This is a genomic window from Actinoalloteichus caeruleus, assembly GCF_049311605.1.
GTDB lineage: Bacteria > Actinomycetota > Actinomycetes > Mycobacteriales > Pseudonocardiaceae > Actinoalloteichus_B > Actinoalloteichus_B caeruleus.
Window position 1 is genome coordinate 4,115,906 of the sequence record NZ_CP186005.1, and the last position, 23,484, is coordinate 4,139,389.

General features: G+C 72.6%; 20 protein-coding genes. 10 read left to right on the top strand and 10 right to left on the bottom strand.

Going from position 1 to position 23,484, the window contains the following annotated elements:
• Window positions 1–4 precede the first annotated feature (4 nt).
• From ACOJVX_RS16495 to ACOJVX_RS16505, 3 genes are all read left to right on the top strand, one after another.
• On the top strand, window positions 5–967 hold the full coding sequence (locus ACOJVX_RS16495; protein WP_422646906.1) for an aldo/keto reductase: 963 nt from the start codon (window positions 5–7) through the stop codon (window positions 965–967).
• A 531-nt stretch (window positions 968–1,498) separates the two neighbouring features.
• A complete protein-coding gene (locus tag ACOJVX_RS16500; protein ID WP_026418666.1) occupies window positions 1,499–3,385 on the top strand; it encodes a hypothetical protein in 1,887 nt (628 codons plus the stop codon).
• Between the two features lie 69 nt (window positions 3,386–3,454).
• Window positions 3,455–4,078: a nucleotidyltransferase domain-containing protein gene (locus ACOJVX_RS16505; protein ID WP_418155992.1), complete on the top strand. Its 624-nt coding sequence runs from the start codon at window positions 3,455–3,457 to the stop codon at window positions 4,076–4,078.
• A gap of 190 nt (window positions 4,079–4,268) precedes the next feature.
• Here ACOJVX_RS16505 and ACOJVX_RS16510 read toward each other — a convergent pair whose 3' ends face one another.
• The gene (locus ACOJVX_RS16510; RefSeq protein WP_418155993.1) at window positions 4,269–5,393 is read right to left on the bottom strand and encodes a hypothetical protein; all 1,125 of its coding nucleotides are present in this window, start codon (window positions 5,391–5,393) and stop codon (window positions 4,269–4,271) included.
• A 202-nt stretch (window positions 5,394–5,595) separates the two neighbouring features.
• Window positions 5,596–6,120 (bottom strand): GNAT family N-acetyltransferase, encoded by a 525-nt coding sequence (locus ACOJVX_RS16515; RefSeq protein ID WP_248784478.1) that lies wholly within the window; start codon window positions 6,118–6,120, stop codon window positions 5,596–5,598.
• A 426-nt stretch (window positions 6,121–6,546) separates the two neighbouring features.
• Between ACOJVX_RS16515 and secA2 the strand changes: the two genes are divergently transcribed.
• The 3 genes from secA2 (at window position 6,547) to ACOJVX_RS16530 (ending at window position 11,012) form a co-directional block, all read left to right on the top strand.
• Window positions 6,547–8,910 carry an accessory Sec system translocase SecA2 gene (gene secA2 / locus ACOJVX_RS16520; RefSeq protein WP_026418662.1) on the top strand — a complete coding sequence of 788 codons (2,364 nt, stop codon included), beginning with the start codon at window positions 6,547–6,549 and terminating at the stop codon, window positions 8,908–8,910.
• Window positions 8,911–8,982: 72 nt separating this feature from the next.
• The gene (locus ACOJVX_RS16525) at window positions 8,983–9,543 is read left to right on the top strand and encodes a GNAT family N-acetyltransferase (RefSeq protein ID WP_081715400.1); all 561 of its coding nucleotides are present in this window, start codon (window positions 8,983–8,985) and stop codon (window positions 9,541–9,543) included.
• A gap of 122 nt (window positions 9,544–9,665) precedes the next feature.
• Complete coding sequence (locus ACOJVX_RS16530) at window positions 9,666–11,012, top strand: cytochrome P450 (protein WP_418155996.1); 1,347 nt, start codon at window positions 9,666–9,668, stop codon at window positions 11,010–11,012.
• A 168-nt stretch (window positions 11,013–11,180) separates the two neighbouring features.
• On the opposite strand, the gene ACOJVX_RS16535 is transcribed toward ACOJVX_RS16530, so the two are convergent.
• From ACOJVX_RS16535 to ACOJVX_RS16550, 4 genes are read right to left on the bottom strand one after another with little or no spacing between them, the layout of a single operon-like run.
• A complete protein-coding gene (locus tag ACOJVX_RS16535) occupies window positions 11,181–11,594 on the bottom strand; it encodes an ESX secretion-associated protein EspG (RefSeq protein ID WP_422646907.1) in 414 nt (137 codons plus the stop codon).
• Complete coding sequence (locus ACOJVX_RS16540; protein WP_422646908.1) at window positions 11,591–13,009, bottom strand: hypothetical protein; 1,419 nt, start codon at window positions 13,007–13,009, stop codon at window positions 11,591–11,593. The genes ACOJVX_RS16535 and ACOJVX_RS16540 overlap by 4 nt, the downstream gene beginning before the upstream one ends.
• A 9-nt stretch (window positions 13,010–13,018) precedes the next feature.
• Complete coding sequence (locus tag ACOJVX_RS16545) at window positions 13,019–13,627, bottom strand: DUF3558 domain-containing protein (RefSeq protein ID WP_418155781.1); 609 nt, start codon at window positions 13,625–13,627, stop codon at window positions 13,019–13,021.
• Window positions 13,628–13,643: 16 nt separating this feature from the next.
• Window positions 13,644–14,057, bottom strand: a complete 414-nt coding sequence (locus tag ACOJVX_RS16550; protein ID WP_026419194.1) for a hypothetical protein — start codon at window positions 14,055–14,057, stop codon at window positions 13,644–13,646.
• 868 nt (window positions 14,058–14,925) lie between these two features.
• On the opposite strand from ACOJVX_RS16550, the gene ACOJVX_RS16555 reads away from it, so the two are divergent.
• A complete protein-coding gene (locus ACOJVX_RS16555) occupies window positions 14,926–15,636 on the top strand; it encodes a trimeric intracellular cation channel family protein (RefSeq protein WP_081893708.1) in 711 nt (236 codons plus the stop codon).
• A gap of 137 nt (window positions 15,637–15,773) precedes the next feature.
• On the opposite strand, the gene ACOJVX_RS16560 is transcribed toward ACOJVX_RS16555, so the two are convergent.
• Entirely contained in the window at window positions 15,774–16,364 is a 591-nt protein-coding gene (locus ACOJVX_RS16560) for a rhodanese-like domain-containing protein (RefSeq protein WP_418155778.1), read from the bottom strand.
• 410 nt (window positions 16,365–16,774) lie between these two features.
• Here ACOJVX_RS16560 and ACOJVX_RS16565 point away from each other — a divergent pair, with 410 nt between their 5' ends.
• Window positions 16,775–18,064: a C39 family peptidase gene (locus tag ACOJVX_RS16565; protein WP_418155777.1), complete on the top strand. Its 1,290-nt coding sequence runs from the start codon at window positions 16,775–16,777 to the stop codon at window positions 18,062–18,064.
• Between the two features lie 60 nt (window positions 18,065–18,124).
• Here the strand turns inward: ACOJVX_RS16565 and ACOJVX_RS16570 are convergent, their stop codons facing one another.
• Window positions 18,125–19,189, bottom strand: a complete 1,065-nt coding sequence (locus ACOJVX_RS16570; protein WP_418155776.1) for a sigma-70 family RNA polymerase sigma factor — start codon at window positions 19,187–19,189, stop codon at window positions 18,125–18,127.
• A gap of 73 nt (window positions 19,190–19,262) precedes the next feature.
• Here ACOJVX_RS16570 and ACOJVX_RS16575 point away from each other — a divergent pair, with 73 nt between their 5' ends.
• On the top strand, window positions 19,263–19,622 hold the full coding sequence (locus tag ACOJVX_RS16575; RefSeq protein ID WP_026419191.1) for a VOC family protein: 360 nt from the start codon (window positions 19,263–19,265) through the stop codon (window positions 19,620–19,622).
• Between the two features lie 87 nt (window positions 19,623–19,709).
• Window positions 19,710–20,300, top strand: coding sequence for a DinB family protein (locus ACOJVX_RS16580; RefSeq protein ID WP_030107385.1), 591 nt, complete (start codon window positions 19,710–19,712; stop codon window positions 20,298–20,300).
• A 99-nt stretch (window positions 20,301–20,399) separates the two neighbouring features.
• Here ACOJVX_RS16580 and ACOJVX_RS16585 read toward each other — a convergent pair whose 3' ends face one another.
• The gene (locus ACOJVX_RS16585; RefSeq protein ID WP_026419189.1) at window positions 20,400–21,953 is read right to left on the bottom strand and encodes a serine/threonine-protein kinase; all 1,554 of its coding nucleotides are present in this window, start codon (window positions 21,951–21,953) and stop codon (window positions 20,400–20,402) included.
• Between the two features lie 255 nt (window positions 21,954–22,208).
• Window positions 22,209–23,456 carry a styrene monooxygenase/indole monooxygenase family protein gene (locus tag ACOJVX_RS16590; RefSeq protein WP_103056062.1) on the bottom strand — a complete coding sequence of 416 codons (1,248 nt, stop codon included), beginning with the start codon at window positions 23,454–23,456 and terminating at the stop codon, window positions 22,209–22,211.
• Between the last annotated feature and the right edge of the window lie 28 nt (window positions 23,457–23,484).

Here is a 23,484-nt window from a genome sequence, read left to right on the forward strand (position 1 = left end):
CACCGTGACGAACCCCATCGGCGACAACCCCACCCGTGGCCCCGAGGCTCCCGGACCGTGGTTGGGGACCATGTACTTCGGCACCCGGGTCGACGAGAACCGCTCGCGGGAGATCCTCGATCGGTTCGCCGAACGGGGAGGCCGCCACCTCGACACCGCGAACTGCTACTGCTTCTGGGCGGACGGCGGTACCGGCGACGAGTCGGAGGCCGTGCTGGGCCGGTGGCTGTCCGACCGAGGAGCGCACCAGGAGATGGTGGTGGCGACCAAGGTCGGCTCGCGGCCGGCCACCCTCGGGGCGCCGTGGCCGGAGCAGGCGGAGGGCCTGTCGGCTGCCGTCATCCGCGAGCAGTTCGAGCGCAGCGCCGAGCGGCTGCGCACCGACTCCGTGGATCTCCTCTACGCGCACGTGGAGGACGAGTCGACCGACCTGGAGGAAACGCTGGGCGCGTTCGCGGAACTGGTCGCCGCCGGTCAGGTGTCCCACATCGGGTTGAGCAACCACCGCCGCGAGCGGACGGTGGCCGCGCTGGAGCTGGCCGCCCGGCACGGCTGGCCCCGGTGCTCCCACCTCCAGCAGCGGTACACCTACCTCGTCCCGGACCGTTCGGTCCCCTTCGGTCCGCAGCGGGCGTTCGACGACGAGGACCTGGCGCACGCCAGCGCGGAAGGCCTCAACCTGGTCGGCTACTCCCCCCTGCTCTCGGGTGCCTACACCCGGCCGGACACCCCGCTGGCGCCGGAGTACCGGGGCGCGGCCTCCGCACGGCGTCTCAGGGCGCTCCGCGACGCGGCGGACGCCGTCGGGGCCACCGTCAACCAGGTCGTCCTTGCCTGGATGTCGTCCGGTGATCCGGTGGTCACGCCCATCGTGGGGGTGAGCGCGGTCGCCCAGCTCGACGAGGCGCTGGACGGCGCCCAGCTGGTGCTGCCCGAGGAGGTCCGAGCCGCCTTGGACGCCGCCTGAGTTCCTCCTCGGGTGGCGGCACCGACCGTCCACCCTGGCCGGGAGGTCGGCGGCTGGCGCCGACCTCCCGCTCCGGTGGCCACGCCCGCGAGCGGAGCAGCTCCGGACGCGTCCGGGGCGGGGCCGGGCACCAGCGGATCGGCAGGGCGACTTCCGGGGGCGGGGTGGTCGGCCGCCGTTCACCTGACGGGGGCGAGGGCTCTCCCGGGGTCCCTCCGCCGCTCGCCCCGATCCTCGAAGGACGTCCGCTCGACGAACTGGCTGGTCAACCAAGGAATCCTCGGCCAGGAACCGCCGCGGCCCCGGTGGTGGGCGCGCTAGGCTGGACCACCCGGCCGAACGCCGCGCACTCCCCGTTCCGCTGTTCCCGTGCTCCAGGCCCCGCCCGTCCAACTCCGCACCCTCCGTCCGACAGCTCAGCCACCCCTCGGTCCGGTGTCCCCGCCGCCGACGAGGGGTGCGGCGAGAGCAGCGCGCCCGGGCACTTCACGGCGTCCGACCGGTCCAGCCGCGATCCCGTCCGGAGGAGCCATGCTCGGGTACCGCATGTTCGGCGAAGTCCACGGCGACCGAGACCACCTCGTCAGAATCGTGCTCGGCCAGTTGCGTTCCTGGTTGCGCGGCAAGGGCTACGAGGCCGACGCGCTGACCCCCGGGCGGTCGGTGCGCCTGGAACGGGACGTGGAGGGAGCTCTGCTCGAACGGCGGTTACGGGACGGCTCCCACCAGGTGCGGGCTCGGATCCGGGAGCCACGCGGCTGGGTCACGCAGCTGACCGTCGCGGTGCCCAGGCGGGAGCGGGACCGACCGTGGCTGTGGCTCGACGTCGAGTCCCCCGGACCGCGAGGAACCAGCGACCGCCGCGTGTGGACCGGAACACCCCGGTTGGCCACCGCCCTCACCGAGGTGCTGGACGTCCGCGACGGCGCGCACACCCTGCGCCCCGCGCCCGCCCGCGTCGGTGTCGACGACACCGACTGGCTGCTCACCGTCCTGGCTGACCCGGGGCGACGGGGACTGGCGATCCTCGCCGGATCGTCCGGGGGTGACGACGTGGAGTTCGCCCGGTGGGAGGGCCTGGCCGGTCGGCTCCTCAACCAGACCACGGGGCTCGCGACCACCTACGTGCTCGATCCGGCGGCGACCGAGGCGTTCAACCGGGACGCCGGCCCCGCCTACGCCGTCCCGCCCTGGAGCCTGCGCAGCTACCGCCCAGGTCTTGACCTGACCGACCGCGTCGGCGCCCGGCAGCACCGGTTGCTGGGGCTGTCGCGGATCGTGGAGTCCGACGATCGCGAGAACGCCAGGATCCTGGGGTGGAAGGCGCGGGAGGTCGCGGAGAACTCCCCGCTCCCGGGCGCGGTGCTCCGGGCGCACCGCGCGCTCGAGGAGGAGATGGACAGCCTGGTCGTCGCGGGCCTGTCCGGCGACGGATCACCGGCAGCCCCCGCCCGCCCGGCGGTGCCGCCACCGGCCCGAACCGCCCCCGACGACCACGGGAGCGAGCCGGTCCCGGAGGAGGCCGGCGAGCCCACCGGCACCCCCCGGGACGAGCCGGCACCGGAGGGGGTGCTCGTCGACCGGGCACGGTGGACCGCCCTGACCGAGGCCCTGCTCGCCGCCACGGGCAGCGCGGAGGTGACGGTGGAGTCCCTGACCGCGCTCGGGTCGCTCGGTTCCGCCGCCCGGCACGCCCGGTCGACGCGCGAGTTGATCGCGGAACGCCTGCGGGAGCGGACCTCCGAGATCGACCGGCTGCGTGAGGAGCGCGACCTGCTCCGACGGGGCTGGGAGGACGAGCAGCTGGAGCACGCGGAGACCGCCGAGGAACTGCTGACGGTCGAGACCCGGCTGCGCCGGACCCTCGCCCTGTGGGCGCGGGACGCCCGGGTGTCCCACCTGGAGCCCCCGTCCGGCGACGACGACGCCCGACCGCACACCTACGAGGAGCTCTTCGAACACCTCGACAAGCTGGCGCACGTCGCCTTCACCGGGGACCAGCAGATCACCCGGGCCCTCGCGGACAAGGACACCCTGTGCGTGTGGGTGGGCAAGATCTGGGCCGCCCTGGTCGCGCTGGAGGACTACGCCGCGGCCAGCGCCGAGGGCCGGTGCGAGCGGGACGTCGCCGGCTACCTGCGCGACCTGCCCCGGGGCTGTCGGGGCGTCTCCGCGAACCGCCACGCGCACAACGAGACGAACGACGTGCAGAACAACCAGTACTTCAGCTCGGCCCGCACCTTCCCGGTACCCGTCGAGGTCCGCCCGGAGGGCAGGGCCTTCATGGGCGCCCATTTCAAGATCACCAAGCAGGGGATGACCAGCCCACGCCTGCACTACCTCGACGACACGGCGCACTCCGGCCGGGTCTACGTCGGGTACATCGGACGCCACCTGCCCAGCAAGCGGACCAACTAGGACTCCGACCAGCCGGCCTGAGCCCTCTGGTGGACCTCGGGGGTTCACGGGAGGTGGCAGGCTGGGGAGGTGATCGCGGAGGATGACCTGGGACGGTGGGACCCGCTCGGTGTTCCGGAGGTGGCCGCCCTGCTGGCCGAGGTCGCCGCCCCGTGGTGGGTCGCCGGCGGGCACGCCGTCGAACTCGCGGTGGGCCGGCCGGTCCGCGCGCACTCCGACGTCGACGTCGTCGTGTTGCGGCCGGACGTCGCGACCTTCCGGCTCGCCCTCGCCGACTGGGAGCTGTGGGCCGCCGACCCGCCAGGCACCCTGCGGCGCTGGGACCCTGGCGAGCCCCTCCCGACACGGGTGCACGACATCTGGTGCCGCCCGACGGCTTCGGCTCCCTGGCGCCTCCAGCTGATGGTCGACGAACGCGTCGGCGGGGAGTGGGTCTCCCGCCGGGATCCCCGGGTGCGCCGCCCGGTGGCCGGGCTCGGCTGGCGGACCGCGACGGGGGTGCCGGTGCTGGCGCCGGAGGTGCAGCTCTACTACAAGGCGGCGGCTCCCCGGCACCGCGACGAGATCGACTTCGCCGCGGTGCTGCCCCGACTGGACGAGGGGCGACGGACCTGGCTCCGGAACCACCTCGGTGCCGACCACCCGTGGCGGACCAGGCTGGACGACGAGGGGCCTTCTCCCCGGCGGGGATGAGGCACCGGTGACGGGTGGGGCCCCTCTCCCGGTGATCCGGTAACCGCCCCGTGGCCGGCGGGTCGGTACGGCCCGACCGCCCCCTCCCCCGGGACCACCTCGGGACTCCCGCCCGGCGAGGCCCGGGACGCGGGACGGGACGGAGGGGCGCTGGCCGGGCTGGCACCGCGTGGCCGGTGGCACCGGCGTCTCAGCGCGCTGGTGGATCCCACCCGGCGAGCAGCTCGGTCGACGCCGACTCGAACCAGCGGCGGTCCAGGCCCACCCCACTGCCGCTGACCAGCCGGAACTCGACACCGTTGGCCGCGCGCCCCACGCAGTCGAAGGGGCCGTGGTCCTCGTCGATCCAGCCGAGCCATACCGTGGTCCCCCGCAGGGTCGTGGTCGTCCTCGTGGCCCACTCGTGCGCGGAGGGCCGGGGTGGTACGACCAGCCGCCCCCGCCCGGTGCGCTGCGCGACCAGGCGCAGCTCCCGTCCACGGTCGGGGCCGCCGCTGTAGAGGACCTCGACCTCGGTGCGGCCCTCGGCGTTGGTGAAGCGGGCGGCGCTGTCCACCGCCAGGCCACCAAGGCGCTCCGGGAGACCGAGGGTGCCCAGCAGCGCCGCGTGGTGGGGCGGCGTCACCCAGTCCCCTTCGTGCGCGGTGTCCCCGTCCCGGTCGAACCGCCAGATCCCGGTCGGGACGACGACCATCTCGACGTCGTGGTGCCGGGCCCAGTAGCTCAGTTCCGCGAAGGGAACGGCGGCGAGCCGGGACGGGGCGTCGGCGTCCGCTGGTCGCAGCGAGCGGTGCAGGTCGAGGAGCTCCTCCTCGGTGAACTCGCCGTCCAGGACGGACAGCTCGACCATGGTCCGCCCCAACCGCGCCGAGGTCCCCCTGTTGCCGAGGTAGTCGACCCCGAACCACAGCACGTGCCGCCCGTCCAACGGTCGCGCGGAGGTTCGGCTGCGCCAGAGGCTCGGGTGGTCGAGGGCGGGCACGGCCCAGTCGTAGAGGAACTGCTTCACGCGCAGGCGCCGGCCCTCGCCGACCACCTCGAACCGGTAGGCGCAGGGGTTGGCGCGCGACCAGGGGGACCTGCCGACGTCGCTGCCGTCGGGGCGGCCCGGGGGCGCCTCCCGGCGCAGCGTGCCCGCCCGGGCCACGCACCCGGTGGGGAGGCGGTCGGGGACCCACACCACGAAGGAGCACCAGGCCTGGGCGTCGGTCGGCGGGACCTCCTCGGGGACGGCGGGCAGGTCGGCGGGATCCGACAACACGCGGAACGGCGGATCACCGGCCCATGCGCTGGTCGGGGGGAACGGGGTCGTCACGGCTCGCCCTTCGTCGGGTGGTCGGGGAGGGACGAGCCTGACACCTCGACCGCGGTCGAGGTCAAGATCCGAGGGAGGCGCCCGGGCGCGGCACCGGGGTGCGACTGGTCCGATGAGCCCGTGGCCCGGTTGCGGCCGGGGGTGACGGCCTCCCGCCCACCCGGAGGCGGAGCGGCGGGGCTGCTGGAGCGGCTGCGTCTCGTCAGGGGTCGAGGGAGAACGGCAGGCCGCGCTCGAACACGAGTTCGACTCCGTCGACCGGGTCGAGGCGTTCACCGACCTGGCGGAAGCCCAGCGAACGGACCAGCGACAGGGACGCCTCGTTCGTGGGCGCGACACTGGCCACGCAGGTCAACGCGGCGCCGCTGGCGTTGGCCCAGTCCGCGAGGGCGAGGACCGCCTCCCGCGCGTAGCCGCGACGGCGGTCCCCGGGCAGCACCTCGTAGCCCACCTCCGCCCGCCCCCGGTCGTCCGGCCGCCCGTGGAAACCGGTCACCCCGACGATCCGCCGCTCGTCCCGGTCGACCATCGCCCGCACCAGCCAGGGCAGTTCGGCGGGGTCCTCGGCGAGCTGGTCCAACCGGAGGCGGGCGGGCACGGTGGCGGGCCACTCCGGCGGCACCACCACGCCCAGGGCCCGCTCCAGCCCGGGGACGTCGCCGACCACCACCAGCGACAGCGCCTCCGCGTCGAGTGGAACCAGGTCAAGTCGTTCCGAGCTGATCACGTCACCCACTCCTCCAGCGAACCAGACGTCGCGCCGAGGAGAAAGACGATTTCCTTTCACGTTCGGGGAGGGGCCGGCTGCCGGCACCGCCACCCGGGTAGCGGTGCCGGCGAAGCGTCGAGGCCGTGCGGGCCTGCCCGGAAGGGGACGCGAACGCGGGCATGGCCGCCGCGTCCCAGCCCACACCCCCGGCCCTGGCCGGGGCCCCAGGCGGGCGCTCCCGTCCCGGGAACGCCCGCTTCCCCGGTGCCACCACCCTCCCGGAACGGCCGCGCACCACCAGCTCCCGGTCCCCCGGAGCGCTGCGCGGCGGAAGGCGGCCGGGATGCCCCTGGCCCCATCGACTCATCCGGTCAGGCATGGTGGGATCTGAGTGAAACGGGCATTCAACAGGAATTCCCACGGGTGTGCTCCGAGGAAGGCGGCATGGGCCGACTGAGCAGTGCGTTCTGGAAGGTGCTTGGTGGTTCGCGGCGGCGGGCCTTCTCGCGTTCCCGGGCGGTGGTCGCCACGGCCGCGAAGCTGGAGGGTGAGTACCGGGAGCTCACCGAGTCGGACCTCGCCGAACGGCTCGCGGCACTGTCGCGTCGGCACCGACCGGTCGACGGGGACGACGGGGCCGGGAGCACGGCGACCTTCGACCGCGACGAGCTGGTGCGCTTCCTCGCCCTGGCCAGGGAGGTGAGCAGGCGCCGGTTGGACATGCCCGCCTTCGACGTCCAGCTGCTGGCGGCCGCGCGAATGTTCGCGGGGGACGTCGTGGAGATGCTCACCGGCGAGGGCAAGACGCTGGCCGGCGCCATCGGCGCGACGGCGTTCGCGCTGCGGGGACGGCAGGTGCACGTGATCTCCGTCAACGACTACCTGGCCCGCCGGGACGCGGAGTGGATGGCGCCGCTGTACGAGGCCTTCGGGTTGAGCGTGGCGTGGATCTCCTCCACCTCGACCCCCGAGGAACGGGAGGCCGCCTACGCGGCCGACGTCACCTACGCCGCCGTCAGCGAGTTCGGGTTCGACGTGCTGCGGGACCGGTTGGGGACCGACCCGATCGTGCCCGCGCCGCAGGTGGCGCTGGTCGACGAGGCGGACTCCGTGCTCGTCGACGAGGCCAGGGTCCCCCTGGTGCTGGCCGGGTCGACCGCCGGAGCCGCCCCGGACAGCATCATCACCGACCTCGTGCGGGCGTTGAAGCCGGACCTGCACTACCGCACCGACGAGGATGACCGGAACGTGTTCCTCACCGAGAAGGGGGCCGCGGCCGTCGAGGACGCCCTCGGCGGGGTCGACCTGTACTCGGAGGAACACGTGGGCACCACGTTGTCCCAGGTGAACGTGGCCCTGCACGCCAGGGTGCTGTTGCGCAGGGACGTGCACTACCTGGTGCGGGACGGCCGGGTCCAGCTGATCAACGAGTCGCGGGGCAGGGTCGCCGAGCTCCAGCGCTGGCCGGACGGCCTCCAGGCCGCCGTGGAGGCCAAGGAGGGGCTCGCGGTCAGCGACACCGGTGAGGTGCTGGACACCATGACCGTGCAGGCGCTGATCAGCCGCTACCCCACCGTCTGCGGGATGACGGGGACCGCGCGGGCCGCGGACGAGCAGCTCAGGACCTTCTACGACCTCGGGGTGTCGATCATCCCGCCCAACCGGCCCTGCGTCCGGGTGGACGAACCGAGTCGCGTCTACGCCACGATCGCCGACAAGGAGGCCGCGATCGTCGACTACATCGCGCGGACCCACGAGACGGGCCAACCCGTCCTGATCGGGACGATGGACGTGGCCGAGTCCGAGCACCTGGCGAAACTGCTCGAACGCGCCGGCGTGGACTGCGTGGTCCTCAACGCCAAGAACGACGCGGCCGAGGCCGCGATCATCGCGGAGGCCGGCGCGTTGGGCGCGGTGACGGTGTCCACCCAGATGGCCGGGCGGGGCACCGACATCCGGCTCGGCGGGTCCGACCAGGCCGACCACGAGAAGGTCAAGGACCTCGGCGGCCTCTGCGTCGTCGGCACCAACCGGCACGTCTCCCGCCGGTTGGACGAGCAGCTGCGGGGCCGCGCCGGCCGGCAGGGCGACCCCGGCCGGTCCATCTTCTTCAGCAGCCTGGAGGACGACCTCGTCGTCCGACACGCCCCGGACGCCCGGCTGCCCACCACCACCGAGGAGGACGGTCAGGTCACGGGGCTGGCGGCGGAACGGCTGCTGGACCACGCCCAGCGGGTCGCCGACGCCGCGCTGCTGGAGATCCACAGCAACACGTTCCGCTACAGCCGGCTGTCGGAGCGCCACCGGGCGATCCTCGACGAACGGCGCGAACTGCTGCTCGGCACCGACACCGCGCTGCGGGAGCTGGAACGGCGCTGCCCCGACCGCTACCGGGAGCTGAGCGCCGAGATCGACGAGGAGGTCCTCGTCTCCGTGGCCCGCCGCATCACCCTCTTCCACCTGGACCGCTGCTGGGTCGAGCACCTGGCGTTCCTCAGCGACCTCCGGGAGAGCATCCACCTGCACGCCCTGGGCAAGCAGAACCCGCTGGACGAGTACCACCGGGCGGCGATCCCCGCGTTCAGGGACCTGCTCGGCGAGGTCGACGAGCGGGCCGCCAGGACCTTCGAGGAGGCGACGATCACCGCCGAGGGCATCGACCTCGACGACGCCGGCCTGGTGCGGCCCACCGCGACCTGGACGTACCTGGTCCAGGACAACCCGTTCGGTTCCGAGCTCGACCGGGCGTTCCGGGGGATCAGGCGCATGTTGGACGGCCGGCGCGGACGCGCGGACGACGAGGACTGACCGCCGCTTTGATGCCCCGCGTCCTGGTCGGACTCGGGTGACCTCGAAGCACGCCCGCGAGGAGGAGACGCCATGCTGGTTCGGGAGGGCACCGAACGGGACCTGCCCGTGCTGCTCACCCTGTTCGACGGGGCCGTCCGCTGGTTGACCGCCCGAGGGCGGGAGGCCCAGTGGGGCAGCGTGCCCTGGTCCGAGCGGCCGGAGGCGGTGGACCGGCTCCGGGGCATCGCCACGGCGGGTGGGTTGCTCATCGCGGAGACCGGCGGAACACCGACCGGGGCGCTGTCGACCAGGGAGGTGCCGCCGGAGTACGTGGAGCCGGTGGAGGAACGCGAGCTGTACGTGCACCTGCTGATCACCGACCGCGAGTCGGCTCCTCGGGGGTTGGGGCGGGCCCTGCTCGACCACGCCGTCGGGCAGGCCCGCGACCGGGGGATCGACCTGGTCCGGGTGGACTGCTGGGCCGGTGGCGGGGGCGCGCTCGTGGACTACTACCGGAGCACCGGGTTCACCCCGTCCCACCGCTTCGAACGGAACGGCTGGCCCGGCCAGGTCCTGACCCGCCGGGTCTCCGACGAGCCAGCCGTCACGGCCCCGGTCGGCCGGGGAACGGCGGATCGGGCGGTCCCGTGACAGGTCGACCACGGCTGGACCCGGTCCCGGCCCGCCGACCAGGGTGCGCGGGTCGTTCCCTTCCCGCTGGCCGCCTTGATCGCTAACCTCGGCGTCCTGGTGGCGGCGGCAGGGAGGCGCGGATGTCGGGGGGAGTCCTCCAGAGGTCCGGGACGCGGCACACGGTGTGGCGGTTCCGGAACCGCACGGTGCGCTACCGCCCCGGCGACGCGTTGTTGGCGCTGCGCGCCAGGCGCGGTCCCGTCACCCGCCTGCGGGTGGGGTCGCGCGACGTCGCCTTCCTCCTCGGCCCCGAGGCCAACCGGTTCGTCTTCGCGAACTCACACCTGTTCCGGTGGCGGGAGGCCTTCCAGAGCCTCGTGCCGGTGGACGGCCCCACCGCGCTGATCGTCAGCGACGGCGCCGAGCACCGCCGCCGGCGACGCCTCGTCGCGCCGGCGGTGCACCACCGCCAGGTCGCGCGATACGTCACCACCATGGCCGCCAGCGCGGACGAGGCGGTGGCGGACTGGCGGCCCGGGCAGGTCGTCGACGTGTACGCCACGTTCCGGCGGGCGGTCCTCCGGAGCACCCTGGAATCTCTGTTCGGACGACGGCTCGCGGCCGACACCGCGTTCTTCGGTGACCACCTGGAGGTACTGCTCCGACTCCTCGACCCGCTCCCCCAGCTCAACGGCCCGAGGGAACGCCTGGCAACGCCGCTGTGGCGTCGTGCGACCGCCGCCCGCGAGGTGGTGGACGAGCGGATCCGGAACGAGATCGCGCGGGTGCGGGGCGGCATCGTCGACTCCGACGACCACGTGCTCGCGGCGTTGGTGAACGGGGTCGACGAGGAGGGCACCGCCCTGTCGGACGCGGAGATCAGGGACCAGGCCGTGAGTCTGATCGCCGCCGGCTACGAGACGACGAGCGCCGCGATGGCGTGGGCCGTCTACGCGATGCTCTCGACGTCGGGGGTGTGGGACCGGGCGCGAGCCGAGGTGCTGGCCGAATGCGGCGAGGAACCCCCGACGGCGGCCGCGTTGAAGCGGTTGACGTTCCTCGGCGGGGTCGTCCACGAGACGCTGCGGCTCTACCCGCCGGCGGTGCTGTCGGCCAGGACGGCGGCGGTGGACCTCACCGTGGCTGGCCAGCCGGTGCGGGCCGGGACGACGATCCTGTTCAGCCCCTACGTCACCCACCGGATGCCGGGGGTGTGGGCGGAGCCGCTGCGGTTCCGCTCCGAACGGTGGGACCCGGCCTCACCCGTCCACGAGAGACCGACGACCGCCACCTACCTGCCCTTCGCCGCCGGACCGCACCGCTGCGTGGGCTCCGTGTTCGCCACGACCGAGCTGACCGTGATGCTGGCGCGGTTGCTCACCCGGACCTCACTGCGCCTGGTGCCGCAGTGGATCCAACCCACGAGTTTCGCGGCCATGCGCCCTCGGTGGGGGTTGCGGGCCGTCGTGTGCCCGGGCCGGGGCTGAGCGCGGTGGGCGGGCACCGGTCGGTGGCCGCACCACGGGTGACGGGCGCCAGCCCCCGCCACCGGTGTCAGGGGCGAACGCCTGTCCTGAATCTGACCGGGGTGGCCCGCAACAGGGAACGGGCGGACGGATGGTGTGATCCGACCGCCCAGTGAGGCAGCCATGCTGTCAGCACGTCACAGGAACGGCGCTTCGCCCTGGTTGGCCAACTCCTCCTGGCCCCAGCGATGTCGGTGTTCGGGTAGCGCTCCAGCATCGCGGCCAGCTTCCGTTGGGCACCGGGTGGAACTGTTCGTCGATGCCGTTCTCCCGATCGGTTTGGAGCAGTGCCCAGACCGCGAGTGGTGGCCGGGCGAGGATCTGGAACGCGTCCTCCAGGAACGGGTCGAGGTCACCGTGCCGGACCAGGCCCCGGGCCTCCAACTCCTGCCACGCTCGGTGGTGCAGCATCCTGCGTTCGTCCTCGGTGGACCCGAAGCCGACCGTTTTCAATGCCGCGGGGAGCGTGGCCCGGAGCCTGGTCTGGATCACGTCGACGGCGATCGCCGGTAGCGTGATGCGCCCTCGTGGTGACACGGTCACCGTCCGGTCGGAGGTTGGTCGCCGAGCACGGAGGGCGCGACCAGGCGGCCGTCACCGAAGACGTCGTCGGTCTCGAGCAGGTAGTCGGCGCGCTTGTGCTCGCCGTCGTCCTCGCCCTGTCCGCCGCGGCCTCGGGCACCGCCGCCGGCCATGCCGCCTCCGCCGCCGGCCGCGCCACCGCCCATGCCAGCGCCACCGCCCATGCCGCCGCCGGCGCCGCCCATACCGCCACCGGCCATACCGCCGGGGCCACCGGGTGTGGAGCCGGGGCCGAAGCCGCCACCGCCGGGGCCGAAGCCACCGGCACCGGGGCCGAACCCACCGCCGGGGCCGAAGCCGCCGCCGGGGAGCCGGCCGCCGAACCCGCCGCCGGGGCCGAAGCCGCCGCCGGGGAGCCGGCCGCCGAACCCGCCGCCGGGCCCGCCCGGGAGGCGCCCGCTGCCGGGCCCGCCGGGGCCGCCGCCCCCTGGCGGCATCCCGCCGGGCGGCATGCCTCCGGGGGGCATCCCGCCGGGGGGCATACCGCCCCACCCGCCGCCGGGGCCGCCACCGGGGAGGGGGCCGGCGCCGGGGGGCAGGTTGCCGCCGGGGAACTGCCCGCCGGGGCTGGGGGCGACGAGGTCGGGGCGGACCGCGCCGGGTCCGTCTCCGATGGGGGTGACGGGTGCTCCGGGGTTGGGCGCGGACGGGCTGGGGGGCGTGTAACCGCCGCCACCGCCGCCACCGCCCCCTCCGCCGGTGCCGTTCCAGTTCATCCCGCCACCGGGAGTGCCGCCACCGTAGCCGCCGCCCCCTCCGCCGCCGCTACCGCCGACACTGGGCACCGACGGCGCGCCACCGGGGATCCCGTTCCCGATGGACTCGGGGTTGGTGGTGCCCTTGGCGGAGTAGGTGGTGCTGGGGACCTCCTCGAAGGAGGGGACGGACATCAGAACGTTGTTGGTCTCGTTCTGGTAGGTCTGCATGACCTCGCGGGCGGCCTCGTTCTCCGCTTCGTAGGCCTCCATGCGGTCACCGTGCCCGGTCCAGCTGGAGGGGAGGATGACCTCGAACCCCTCCTTCTTGGGCTCGTCCTGTCCCTCGGGGATGTTCAGGACGGCGACATTGCGGCTGGTGCTTTGGGAGGAGACGCCGGAGCCGATCGCCTGTGCTTGGTCCTTGGCCTGTTCCGCGTAGGTGACCAGGGGGAGGGTGGCGGCTCGTGAGGTGTCGGCCGCTTCTCCCTGGTGGGCGTCGGCTGCTCGGGCGAGGGAGGTTTTGATGTGGTCGGCGAGTTCTGCGAAGCGGATGGAGACGTCGCTCCACTCGCCGTAGACGTCGCTGGAGTTTCCGCCGTGGCCTTCCCCGGTGATGTCCTGCCGGAGTTGTTTCGCGTTCTTGCCAGCGAAGGTCTCACACGTCGTCTCGAGGTGCATGATGTCCCCTTAGGAAGCCGCTGGCAGCTCGGCGATCACTGCCTCGGTGAATTCGATCGCGGCCTGGCACGCGTCGAAATCGTCAAGCGTGTTCCGAACGAAGTTTGTGTTCAAGTACTGGTCGTCAGCGATTCCGGTGTACAGCACGCATCGCGATTCATCCTCGATGGTGTGGGCGTGTACCGCCGGGTATTCTCCGACCATCATCTCGTCGAAGACGCCGTACCTGTCGCGGATCTGGTAGATCCATGACAGCCCGCCGTCTTCGGTGTTCGCGCGTAGGGTGGCTCTGCTGCCCTCGTGTTCAGTGGAGTCCCAGGTGCAGCTGTTCTCAAAGCCGGTCCGGGCTGAACCTGCGTCGTACCCCATAGCGCTGACTTCCTGGTCGGAGATCAGGGCGCACGGCTCGATATCGGTCGCGTCGAGTGGGGTCGAGACGGGTGGCGCGAGTAGCTCCGTCTCACGTGGAAACTCCTCGGTCAGACTCGGGGCCGCAGTGCTCTCGGTGGTAGCGTCAGTGGTGTCTGGCTCCGAGGCATCCTCGGTCGAGCAGGAGGCGAGAACCAAGGCGGTCGCCAGGAGCAGTGCGCCCATGACACTACTGCTGTGTTTCTGCACGAAAGTTCTCCTTACCTCAGATGGCGACGTAGTCGCCGCCGGATCGACGACCGTTGTTCAGGGCCTGTCGTTCCCAGTAGTCCGGAGGCAGACTGACCTGGCTGACCTCGCCGTCGTACTCAGGTAGCGTGGCGGACTGCTCGAGCTCCAGGTACTCCCGAAGCATTTCCTCGAAAGCAAAGATGGTGTTGTCGAGCTCAGCACGGAGCTTGGCTGCGGTCGCGGCGAGTGATCCTTCGCCTGGGTCGCCCCCCAGCCGAGCGAGCTGATCTCCCGCGTTCATGCTCACGCCGTCGTCACCCCGCGTGGAGCGCTTCGCGGAGATGGCAATTCCCCGGTCTTCCAACTCCGCGACAACCTCCCGTGCTTCCTTGAGTTCCGCGATGGCCCGAGGCAGGGCCTCGGGGTCCACTTCGTAACTGCCGCTCACGGCGGTTCCTCCCCAGGAGATCCTCAACCAACAGCACACTGTGCGGGCGCCCGAGGCTGCTCGGGCCTCGCTGGCCCGCACGCCCCCTCGCGTCAGACCCTCGGCGACACCGCCGAGTCAAACAGAACGGTAGCAGCGTCGTCGGTCCCGACAGGGGGAAACCGACCAAGCTGCCGCAGCCCTGTGGGAGGACCCGGGCGGAGCCTCCACAGGATGTGTGACGCCCGCGGATTCGAGCCTTCGGGAGGGGCGGTGTCTGTTGCGGGCTGGTCGCCCACGACCAGCAGCGGCCCGTGGGCGGCAAGTGTGTCGAACAGGGCCCGGAGTTGGGGTTGTTGGGTAGTGGCCGGTCGTGCAGCCGAGTCCAGGCCCACGGCGTGGCGGGAGTCCTTCCCGACGTCGAGACCGAGGAACACGCCGACGTTGCTGGTCATGCGGGTTCTGTCGTTCGTTGTGGGTGGTCACCGGTCGGGCATCGAGCGCCGACACCCCCGTGACGACGAGACCGACCGTGGTGGTGGCCGTGTCCCCTGTCAGCGGTCCCTCGATGCCACCAGGTCTGGTGACACCGCCCATGGGATCATGGGTTCGCCTGGGGCGTGAGTCATGCCGGACCTGGGGACCACGGCTCCTGGCCAGGAGCAATGAAAAGGTAACGGGGAACGGCGTCCTCCTGGGACGCTCCTGCCCCGGGGCGCGCCGCGCCGACCGGGCGGGTGCCTCCCCGGCCTCGCGGGCGAGTCGACCGCTCGCCTCCCGGCTGGTCGCTCCGTGGGACACTCGCGGGCGCCAACAGCCCTCCTGCCACCGCACCGCGTCGTCCAGGTCGTGGGGGCGATCGTGACGGTGCGGAGAGAACGGACGAGACGTGAGCGGAACCACCTCGATCGTCGCCCTCGAAGGGCTCACCCGGACGGTCGACCTGATCGGTGTGGGCGCGAACGCGGTGCTCGGCGGGATGTTGGCCCGCTCGCGGAACTTCGACGCGGTCGGGTTCCTGGTCCTCGCGATCGTGTCCGGTCTCGGTGGTGGTCTGATCAGGGACACCCTGCTCCAGCAGGGCACCCCGGTGGCCCTGACCGACTACGCCTACCTGCTGACCGCGCTGGGCGGGGCGCTGGTGGCGTTCCTCCTCCAGTTCGAGCACCGGGTGTTGTGGCGGAGGGGGTTCCCGGTCGTGGACGCGGCCGCCGTGGGCTGTTGGGCGGCGGCCGGCGCCGGGAAGACGCTCGACGCGGGGCTGGGCTGGCTGCCGGCGGTGCTGCTCGGCACGATCACCGCCGTCGGCGGCGGGATGACACGGGACATCATGCTCGGTCAGATCCCCAGGATCTTCGGCGGCGGTCCGCTGTACGCGACGTGCGCCGCGATCGCGAGCGGGGCGTTGGTCGTCCTCGCCGGCCTGGGCCTCCGGGAGATCGGGGTCCTGGCGGCGCTCCTGCTCGGCACCGGGCTGTGCCTGGTGTCCCAGTGGCGGGGTTGGACCGCGCCGAGAGGCCGGACGTGGGGCGGGGGTCGTGCGGGCCCGCCGGAGGGCTCCGGACCGCCCGAGGGACCTCCCCCCGCGCCGGGCTCGTAGGGGCGGTCGGGCACCGCCACGTCGAGCGGGCCGCCTCCCGGAAACCCACCCACCACCCGATCCGGGGCCGCCCGACCACCCACCGCCGCGCGCACCACACCGGGCGAGCCGGGCCCGCCCGGGTCACCGCTCGCGGATCAGCTCCGTGCGGAACGGCCCGCGCCCAGCACCTCCCCGATCCGGCTCGGTGCCGGCTCCCCCGCCCGGTTGTAGGGCAGGAGCCGCAACACCCGGGCGAGACCGCAGGTGTTCGTGAGACCGGCGAAGGCCAGTCCGCCTCCGACGAAGACGGCCAGCCAGCGCCAGCGGGGCCACCGCAGGCTCGCGAGCACCGACGCCAGCACGACGCTGCCCGCCGTCAGCCGGACCTGGCGTTCCAGGTCCCACCGGGCCCGGCCACGCGTCACGGCGTGACCGTTGGCCGTCCACTCGCCGATCCCCCCGTCGAGCACCGTGACGTTGCCCAGGCCCGCCTCCGCCAGCAGCCCGCGCGCCTGCCGCGCGCGGGTGCCGGTCGCGCAGATCAGCACCACGGGGTCGTCGTGGACGTCCCGCAGTTGGGCCCGGTGCCGCCGGAGCAGGTCGAGCGGAAGGTTGTGGCTTCCGGGAACCCGCACCGTCTCGAACTCCGACGCGGTCCGGACGTCGACCAACCGCACGTCGGGATCGGCCGCGACCAGGCGCTCCACATTTGCCGCGTGCAGCAACATCTCTTCAGTGCTCGTCACTCGAAGCTCTCCGTCTCTTCCCGTTCTCCGAACGCCGGGCGGAGGCACGCCACGGTTCGCCCCCGCGCGGCGTGCGCGCCACCACGTTCCCGCGTGGCCCCGACGTTCCCCTCGTCGCGGGCCGGTGGTCCCCGCATCCAGGGTGCCGGCTGCCCGAAGCCGCTTCAATACGCCGTCGGGTTGGCCCTCCAGCGTGGTCCTTCATCCGATCGGACACAAACTATCGGGTGAAACCAGGACGAAGAGCGGCGGAGAGATCCGTAGTGGTCACCGCCGTCCGCCGATCGCTCGTCCCGCTGACGGCGGACCGTTCGTCCAGGGACCCACCGGTTGCGGGATTTACAGGGAAGCGGGACAACTTGAAAGCTGGTCACATCAGTCCCTGCCCGTCCCGCGCCCGAGGAGTGCCCGTGACCGGAACGTCGTTCTCACGCCGGAGCCGTCGGGGGCTCGCCGCCCTGGTGGGACTCACCCTGCTCACCCCCACCGCCACACCGGCCCAGGCCGGGGAGGCGTCCCGGAACCGGCAGGAGCCGGTCATCGCCTACCACGAGTGGAGGTCGGCGGCCGACCTGACGCGCGGCGAACTGGACGGGACCACGGCCGCTCCCGACGGCGGCGCCCTCGTCGTGGGCACACCGGTCGGAACCGTCGACCGGGACGGCCCCGGCGGCACCCGTACCTACGAGTACGCGACCTGGACATCCCCCGAACGGCGGGACGACCTGGCGGCGACCGAGCTGGTCCCGTCGTGGAACGCGGTCACGCCGGCCGGGACCTGGCTGCGCGTCGAGGTGCGGGCCGTCACCGCACAGGGCGGGCGCACCGGCTGGTACTCCCTCGGCGACTGGGCGTCCGGTGACAGCCACATCCTGCGCACCACGGTGCCCGGGCAGTCCGACTCGCACGCCCGCGTCAACGTGGACACCCTCGTCGCGGCCGGAGCGACCCGCTTCGACGGCTACCAGCTGAGGGTCACGCTGTACCGGGAGGCGGGGAGCGACCTCACCCCCGAGCTGGTGATGGCGGGGGCGATGGTGTCCGACGTCCCCACGCGGTCGGAGGTCCCCACCGGCCCCGGCGCCGGCGCGTGGGGGACGGAACTCGCGGTGCCCCGGTACTCGCAGAACGTGCACCGGGGGAAGTACCCCGAGTACGGGGGCGGGGGCGAGGTCTGGTGCAGCCCGACCTCCACGACGATGCTGCTCGAGTACTGGGGAGTCGGGCCCTCCGAGGAGGACCTGTCCTGGATCGAGGACGGCTACGTCGACCCGCAGGTGGCCCACGCGGCCCGCCACACCTACGACCACGACTACGCGGGCGCCGGGAACTGGCCGTTCAACACCGCCTACGCGGCCCACTTCGGCCTGCGCGCCCACGTCACGCGGCTGGAATCCATCACGGAGTTGGAGGAGCACATCATGGCGGGTATCCCCGTCATCACCTCCGTGTCGTTCCGGGCGGACGAGTTGGACGGCGCCGGGTACGGCACGAACGGCCACCTGTTCGTCGTCGTCGGTTTCGACGACGAGGGGAACGTGATCGTCAACGACCCGGCCTCCACCGACAACGAGGCGGTGCGCCGCGTATACGACCGCGACCAGTTCAACACCGTCTGGCTGCGCACCCAACGCGAGGGCGGCAGCGGGCCCGGGGGCATCGCCTACGTCATCCGCGACGCGGACACGCCGTTGCCGTGACACCCGGGCCGCCCGGCCCGGTGGCGGCCGACGGCGCGGGAAGGGCCAGCGGGCTCGGGGTCACGTCGTCGCCTCCTCCGTTTGCGGTTCCCACACGGGTGGCAGCCCGAACGGCGGGAAGTGCTCGGCACCCAGGAACGAGGTGAGACCGGCGATGCGGTCGCCACGCAGGGACAGCACGGTGACGGACCAGGCGCGGTGGACCACCGCCTCCTCCTCCCGCAGGTAGAACGCCACCGCCGGCTGCCCGTTCGCCGTCGTCCTCCGGTAGCGCCACGAGCCGCAGGACGACAGCGGCACCCGGACGGCGAAACCCATCACCGCGTCCCTGCCCGCGTACCAGTCCTCCAGCGGGGGCATCGACCAGGTGACGTCCTCGGTGAGCAGCGCCACCAACGCCCGAGCGTCCCCCCGTTCCAGCGCCTCGGCGTAGGAGGTGACGATCTCCCGGACCTCGCCGTCACCCAGGGCGCGCAGGGTGCGCGACTGTGAGACGGGGGGAACCCTCGTCGACACCGCGAGACGCGCTCGCTGGAGGGCGCTGTTCACCGAAGCCGTCGAGGTGCCCATCATGGACGCGACCTCGGCGGCGGAGTAGCCGAGCACCTCCACGAGCAGCAACGCGGCCCGTTGGTTCCCCGGCAGGTGCTGCAGCGCGGCGACGAAGGCGAGTTCCACGGCCTCGCGCTGGTCGTACCGGGCTTCGGGTCCGGAGGCCACACCCTCCGGCACGCCGTGCGGGTAGGGCTCCAGCCAGGCCACCTCGGCACCGGACGACCCCGGTGTCGCGTTCGTGTTCGCCGGGCCGAGGTCCACCGGCAGCGCCCTGCGTCGGCGTCCGGCGAGCTGGTCCAGGCAGGCGCGGGTGGTGACCGTGTAGAGCCAGGAGCGCAGCGACGCCCGTTCCTCGAAACGCGACAGCCCCCGCCAGGCCCGCAGCATGGCCTCCTGGATCGCGTCGTCGGCGTCGTGCGTGGAGCCGAGCAGGCGGTAGCAGTGCGCGTGGAGCTCGGGCCGCAGGGGCCGCACGAGGCGGGTGAAGGCGTCCTGGTCGCCGTTCCGGGCGAGGACCAGGTCCGGTTCCCGCGCGCTTGTCACCGAACCGGGACCGGGAGGGCGCGTCACGACCGATGATTCTGCCGCACGCCGTCGGTCTCCCTTCCGGAACCACCACACCAAGCCATCGGAGGGCAGCGACATGACAGCTGGGCAGCACGCGGAACCACCGGTCTGGTTCGACATCTCCAGTCACGACGCTCCTCGCGCACGGCGCTTCTACCGGGAGATGTTCGACTGGCCGATCCGGGAGATCGACGGCGGCTACGCGCTCGTCGGTGAGGACGACGGCCCTGTCGGAGGCATCGGTCAGGCCGGCCCTGGCAGCCCGTACACCGGGATCACGGTCTACTTCCGGGTGGCGGACGTCGACTCGGCCCTGGCCAGGGCGGAGCGGCTGGGCGGGACCCCGGTCCTGGAACCGGTCGACGTACCGGGGCAGGGCCGCATCGCCGCGTTCTCCGACCCGGATGGCCACGTCGTCGGGCTGTCGAGCGGCTGAGCCCGGCCCTCCTCCCCTACCGGGCGGGAGGCGGCCCGTCTCCCGCCCGCTCCCCGAGCACCACGAATGGAACCGGAAGGTGACCACATGAACTCGGACCACGCGAAGCACGATCTGCTCCGTCTGCTCGACGAGGCACGGGAGACGATGCTCTGGAAGTTGGAGGGGCTGTCCGAGTACGACGCCCGCCGGCCGGTGACGCCGACCGGGACCAACCTGCTCGGGTTGGTCAAACACGTCACGTCCGTGGAGATCGGTTACCTCGGGTACGCCTTCGGCCGCCCCTACCCCGAACAGCTGGACTGGATCGGACCCGAGGCGGAACCGAACGCCGACATGTGGGCGACCGAGGCGGAGTCCCGCGAGGAGGTCGTCTCCCGGTACGGCCGGGTGCGGGCCCACTCGGACGTCACCATCCACGAGTGCGACCTGGACACCCCGGGCCACGTGCCGTGGTGGCCGGCGGACCAGGCGACGGTCACCCTGCACCAGGTGCTGGCGCACGTGGTGGCGGAGGTCCACCGGCACGCGGGTCACGCGGACGTCGTGCGTGAGCTGCTCGACGGTGACGTGGGCCGGCTGCCGGGGAAGGAGGACGTCGCCGCCGGCTCTCCGGAGTGGTGGTCGGCGTACCACGCGCGCCTGGTCGAGGTCGCGGAGGGCTTCCGCCGGCGCTGAGAGCGGGTGGCCGCCGTCGTTCACCCCGTGGGCGGCGGCGGTCAGCGCACCCGGTCTGGTTCGGAGGGCGCTCCGGCGGGGGCGCCGGGCGCGGAGACCTCAGAGGGGGACGGGGATGGAGTCGATCCGGTACTGGCCGCCGACCTGCACGACCCGGACGACCACCCGCTCGGAGCCGCCCCCGACGTAGTTGAGGGTCACCGACAACCGGCCGGCGTTGTCCCCCGTCACGCCCTCGCCGTGGATTCCCTGGTAGGAACCCCCGGTGGCGTTCTCGGACCAGTACTGGGCGAAGCCCTCCCGGCCCCCGTACATCTCCTGCGCCCTCGGCGTCAGCATGTTCCACGCCGTGTCGCTGCCCGGGCTGGCGAAGAAGGGCTGGAGCCAGGGGCCGACGCTGCCCCACTGGTTGACGGTGGCGGAGGTCTCGGTGCCCTCCTCGATGGGGTCGCCAAAGTCCTCCTCCAGCTCCTCGGCGTCGGGGACGACTCCCTCGTCGTCCTCCTCGTCCTCACCGGGCGCCGGCTCGTCCGCGCTCTGGCTGGAGGAGGGTGCCGCGTTCTCCCCGGAGTCGCCCGTGGCGTTGTTCACCATGATGATCCCGGCGATACCACCGCCGAGGACCAGCACGACCACGGCCGCGATGACCATCACCTTCGCGTTGACACCACCGCCGTCCCCACCGGCGGAGCCACCCGCCGCGCCGGGACGGGTCGTCGCCCTGGTCTCGGCGGGGATCGGGGTGGGGGCCTCCCTGGTCTTCTCCGCCTTCGTCTCGGGCGGGATCGGGGCGGCGGCCGCCTTCGCCGGCGCGACCGACTGCGGCATCCAGGGAGCGGCACCGCCCTTGGCGACCGCGGCGAGCGCCTCACTCGCCTTGCGCATCGTCGGCCGGTCGATCGCCTCGGACTGCAGGAGGCTGGTCAGCACCGAGGTCAGCGGCCCGGCCGCCTCGCTGGGCGGGTCGAGCCGGCCGGCGGCGACGGCGTGCAGCAACGCGAGCGGGTTCTGGTTCTGCGCCTCCGGGTACGGGCTGCGTCCCTCCACTGCCTGGTAGAGGGTGATGCCGAGCGCGAACACGTCGGAGGCGGGCGCCGGGTCCTGCCCCCTGGCCACCTCCGGAGCCAGGTAGGCGGGCGTTCCCGCCACCATGCCGGTCTGGGTGACGGTGACGTCGCCGACGACCCGGGAGATCCCGAAGTCGGTGATCTTGGCGACGCCGCCGTAGTCGATCAGGATGTTGCCAGGCTTGATGTCCCGGTGGACGATGCCCGCGGCGTGGGCCGCGGCGAGGGCCGCCGCGACCTGGCTGCCGATGAGGGCCACCTCCTCCGGCGGCAGCGACCCTCGGTCGTCGAGGACCGCCGCCAGGCTCCTGGACTCCAGGAACTCGATCACCAGGCACGGGTCGCCGTTGTGCTCGGCGACGTCGAAGATGGCGATGGCGTTGGGATGTTGCAGTCTGGCGGCGATCCGCGCCTCGCGCATGGCGCGGCGCCGCGCCATCTCGGTTTCCTGCGCGGTCAGCTCCGGCCGGAGCAACAGCTGCTTGATCGCGACCATCCTGTCCAGGCGCTCGTCATGCGCCTGCCAGACCACGCCCATGGCGCCACTGCCCACCCGCTCCAGCAGACGGTAGTGGCCCGCGATCACTTGCCCCTTTTCGATGACCGGTTACCCCTCGTACACACCCCAACCCTGGAGTGGGGTTGATCTGCACCAACACCCCATACGGTAGCCGACGCGGGAACACGCGCCGACACCGTGTGGACCTTGATCCGGGAACTGAACAGGTGTTTCGCACCCACGCGACGACCAAGCGGTCGGCCGTCCGGGGGAACGGTCCAGACGGCCGACCGCCCACTACACCGTTCGGAGCAGGACGACCGTGCCGTCCCGCTCGGCCGGCTACGCCGCGTGGGAGGTGGTCACCTCGGCGAGGTAGGAACGCGTCCTGTCGGGATCGAGCAACCAGTTCCGGAAGTCGGCGGTCCGGTCGAACCCGTTGGCGAAGCGATCGGCCACCTCCGGGTGCTCACCGGCGGCGCCGAGCACCTCCAGCACGTGGGGCGGCGGGGGCGCGAGCATCGCGTTGGTCCAGGCGGTGACGGTCTCCGCCTCGGCCCAGTAGGACTCGAAGGCGTTCCGCATGAACGCCTCGTCCAGCGGCCCGTCGCCGGCGGCGGTGATGGCATCCAGGTACACGGCCGCGCACTTGCTGGCGTTGTTCGACCCCTGCCCGGTGATGGGATCGTTGGCGACGACGACGTCGGCCATGCCGAGCGCGAACCGACCGGAGGGCAGTCGCCCGACGGGCTGGCGGACGACCGGCGGGTAACCGCCGACCAGGGTCCCCTTGTGATCGGTCAGCTCCACCCCGCGGGCCCGCTCGTACTCCCAGGGGACGTACCGCCGCATGAGCTCGAGCGTCCTGGCGAGGTGGGCGCCCGGGTCGTTGCGCACCTCGGTGAAGCAGTCGAGGGGCCCGCCGGGGATCCCCTCGAAGAACAGGATGTCGCAGCGGCCGCTGAGGGTCAGGGAGGGCATGACGAACAACTCCCCGATCCCGGGGATGAGGTTGCAGCGCACCGCGTCGATGTCCGGGTGCTCGGGTCGGGGGCCCAGTCCGTGGACGTAGACGACCGAGAGCGCGCGCTGGGTGGAGGTGTGGCAGGACCGGGCGGCGTCCCGGTCGAAGAGGTCGACGAGTTCGCCCTTGCCGGCCGCGACGACCGTCAGGTCGAACATCACGGTGAGGGAGTCCAGGTCGGACAGGCTCACCGGGTGGATGACCAGGTGGCCGCCCGCGCGCTCGAACTCCTCCAGCCAGCCCGCCATCTTCACCCGCTGGTCCACCGACTGCGCCGGCTCGTCCAGCCGGCCGAGCCAGTCGATGGCCCGTCCGCCGTCGGGTCCGGCGACCGAGACGCCGAGGCCGTGCACGGTGGGCGCCTGGTCGGCCCAGAAGTCGATACCCAGTTCCCTCTCGTTCGCCAGGGAGCTGGCGAACATCATCTGGGTGGACATCACCCGACCGTTCCGGATCTCCTCCGGCGTTCTCGCTGACATCAGGGTGACGTCGTAGCCACGACCCACCAACCCCAACCCCAGTTGCAGCCCGGACTGCCCTGCTCCGACGATGAGTATCCTGCGCACAGCGGTTCCTTCCTTGTCCGAGAAAGCC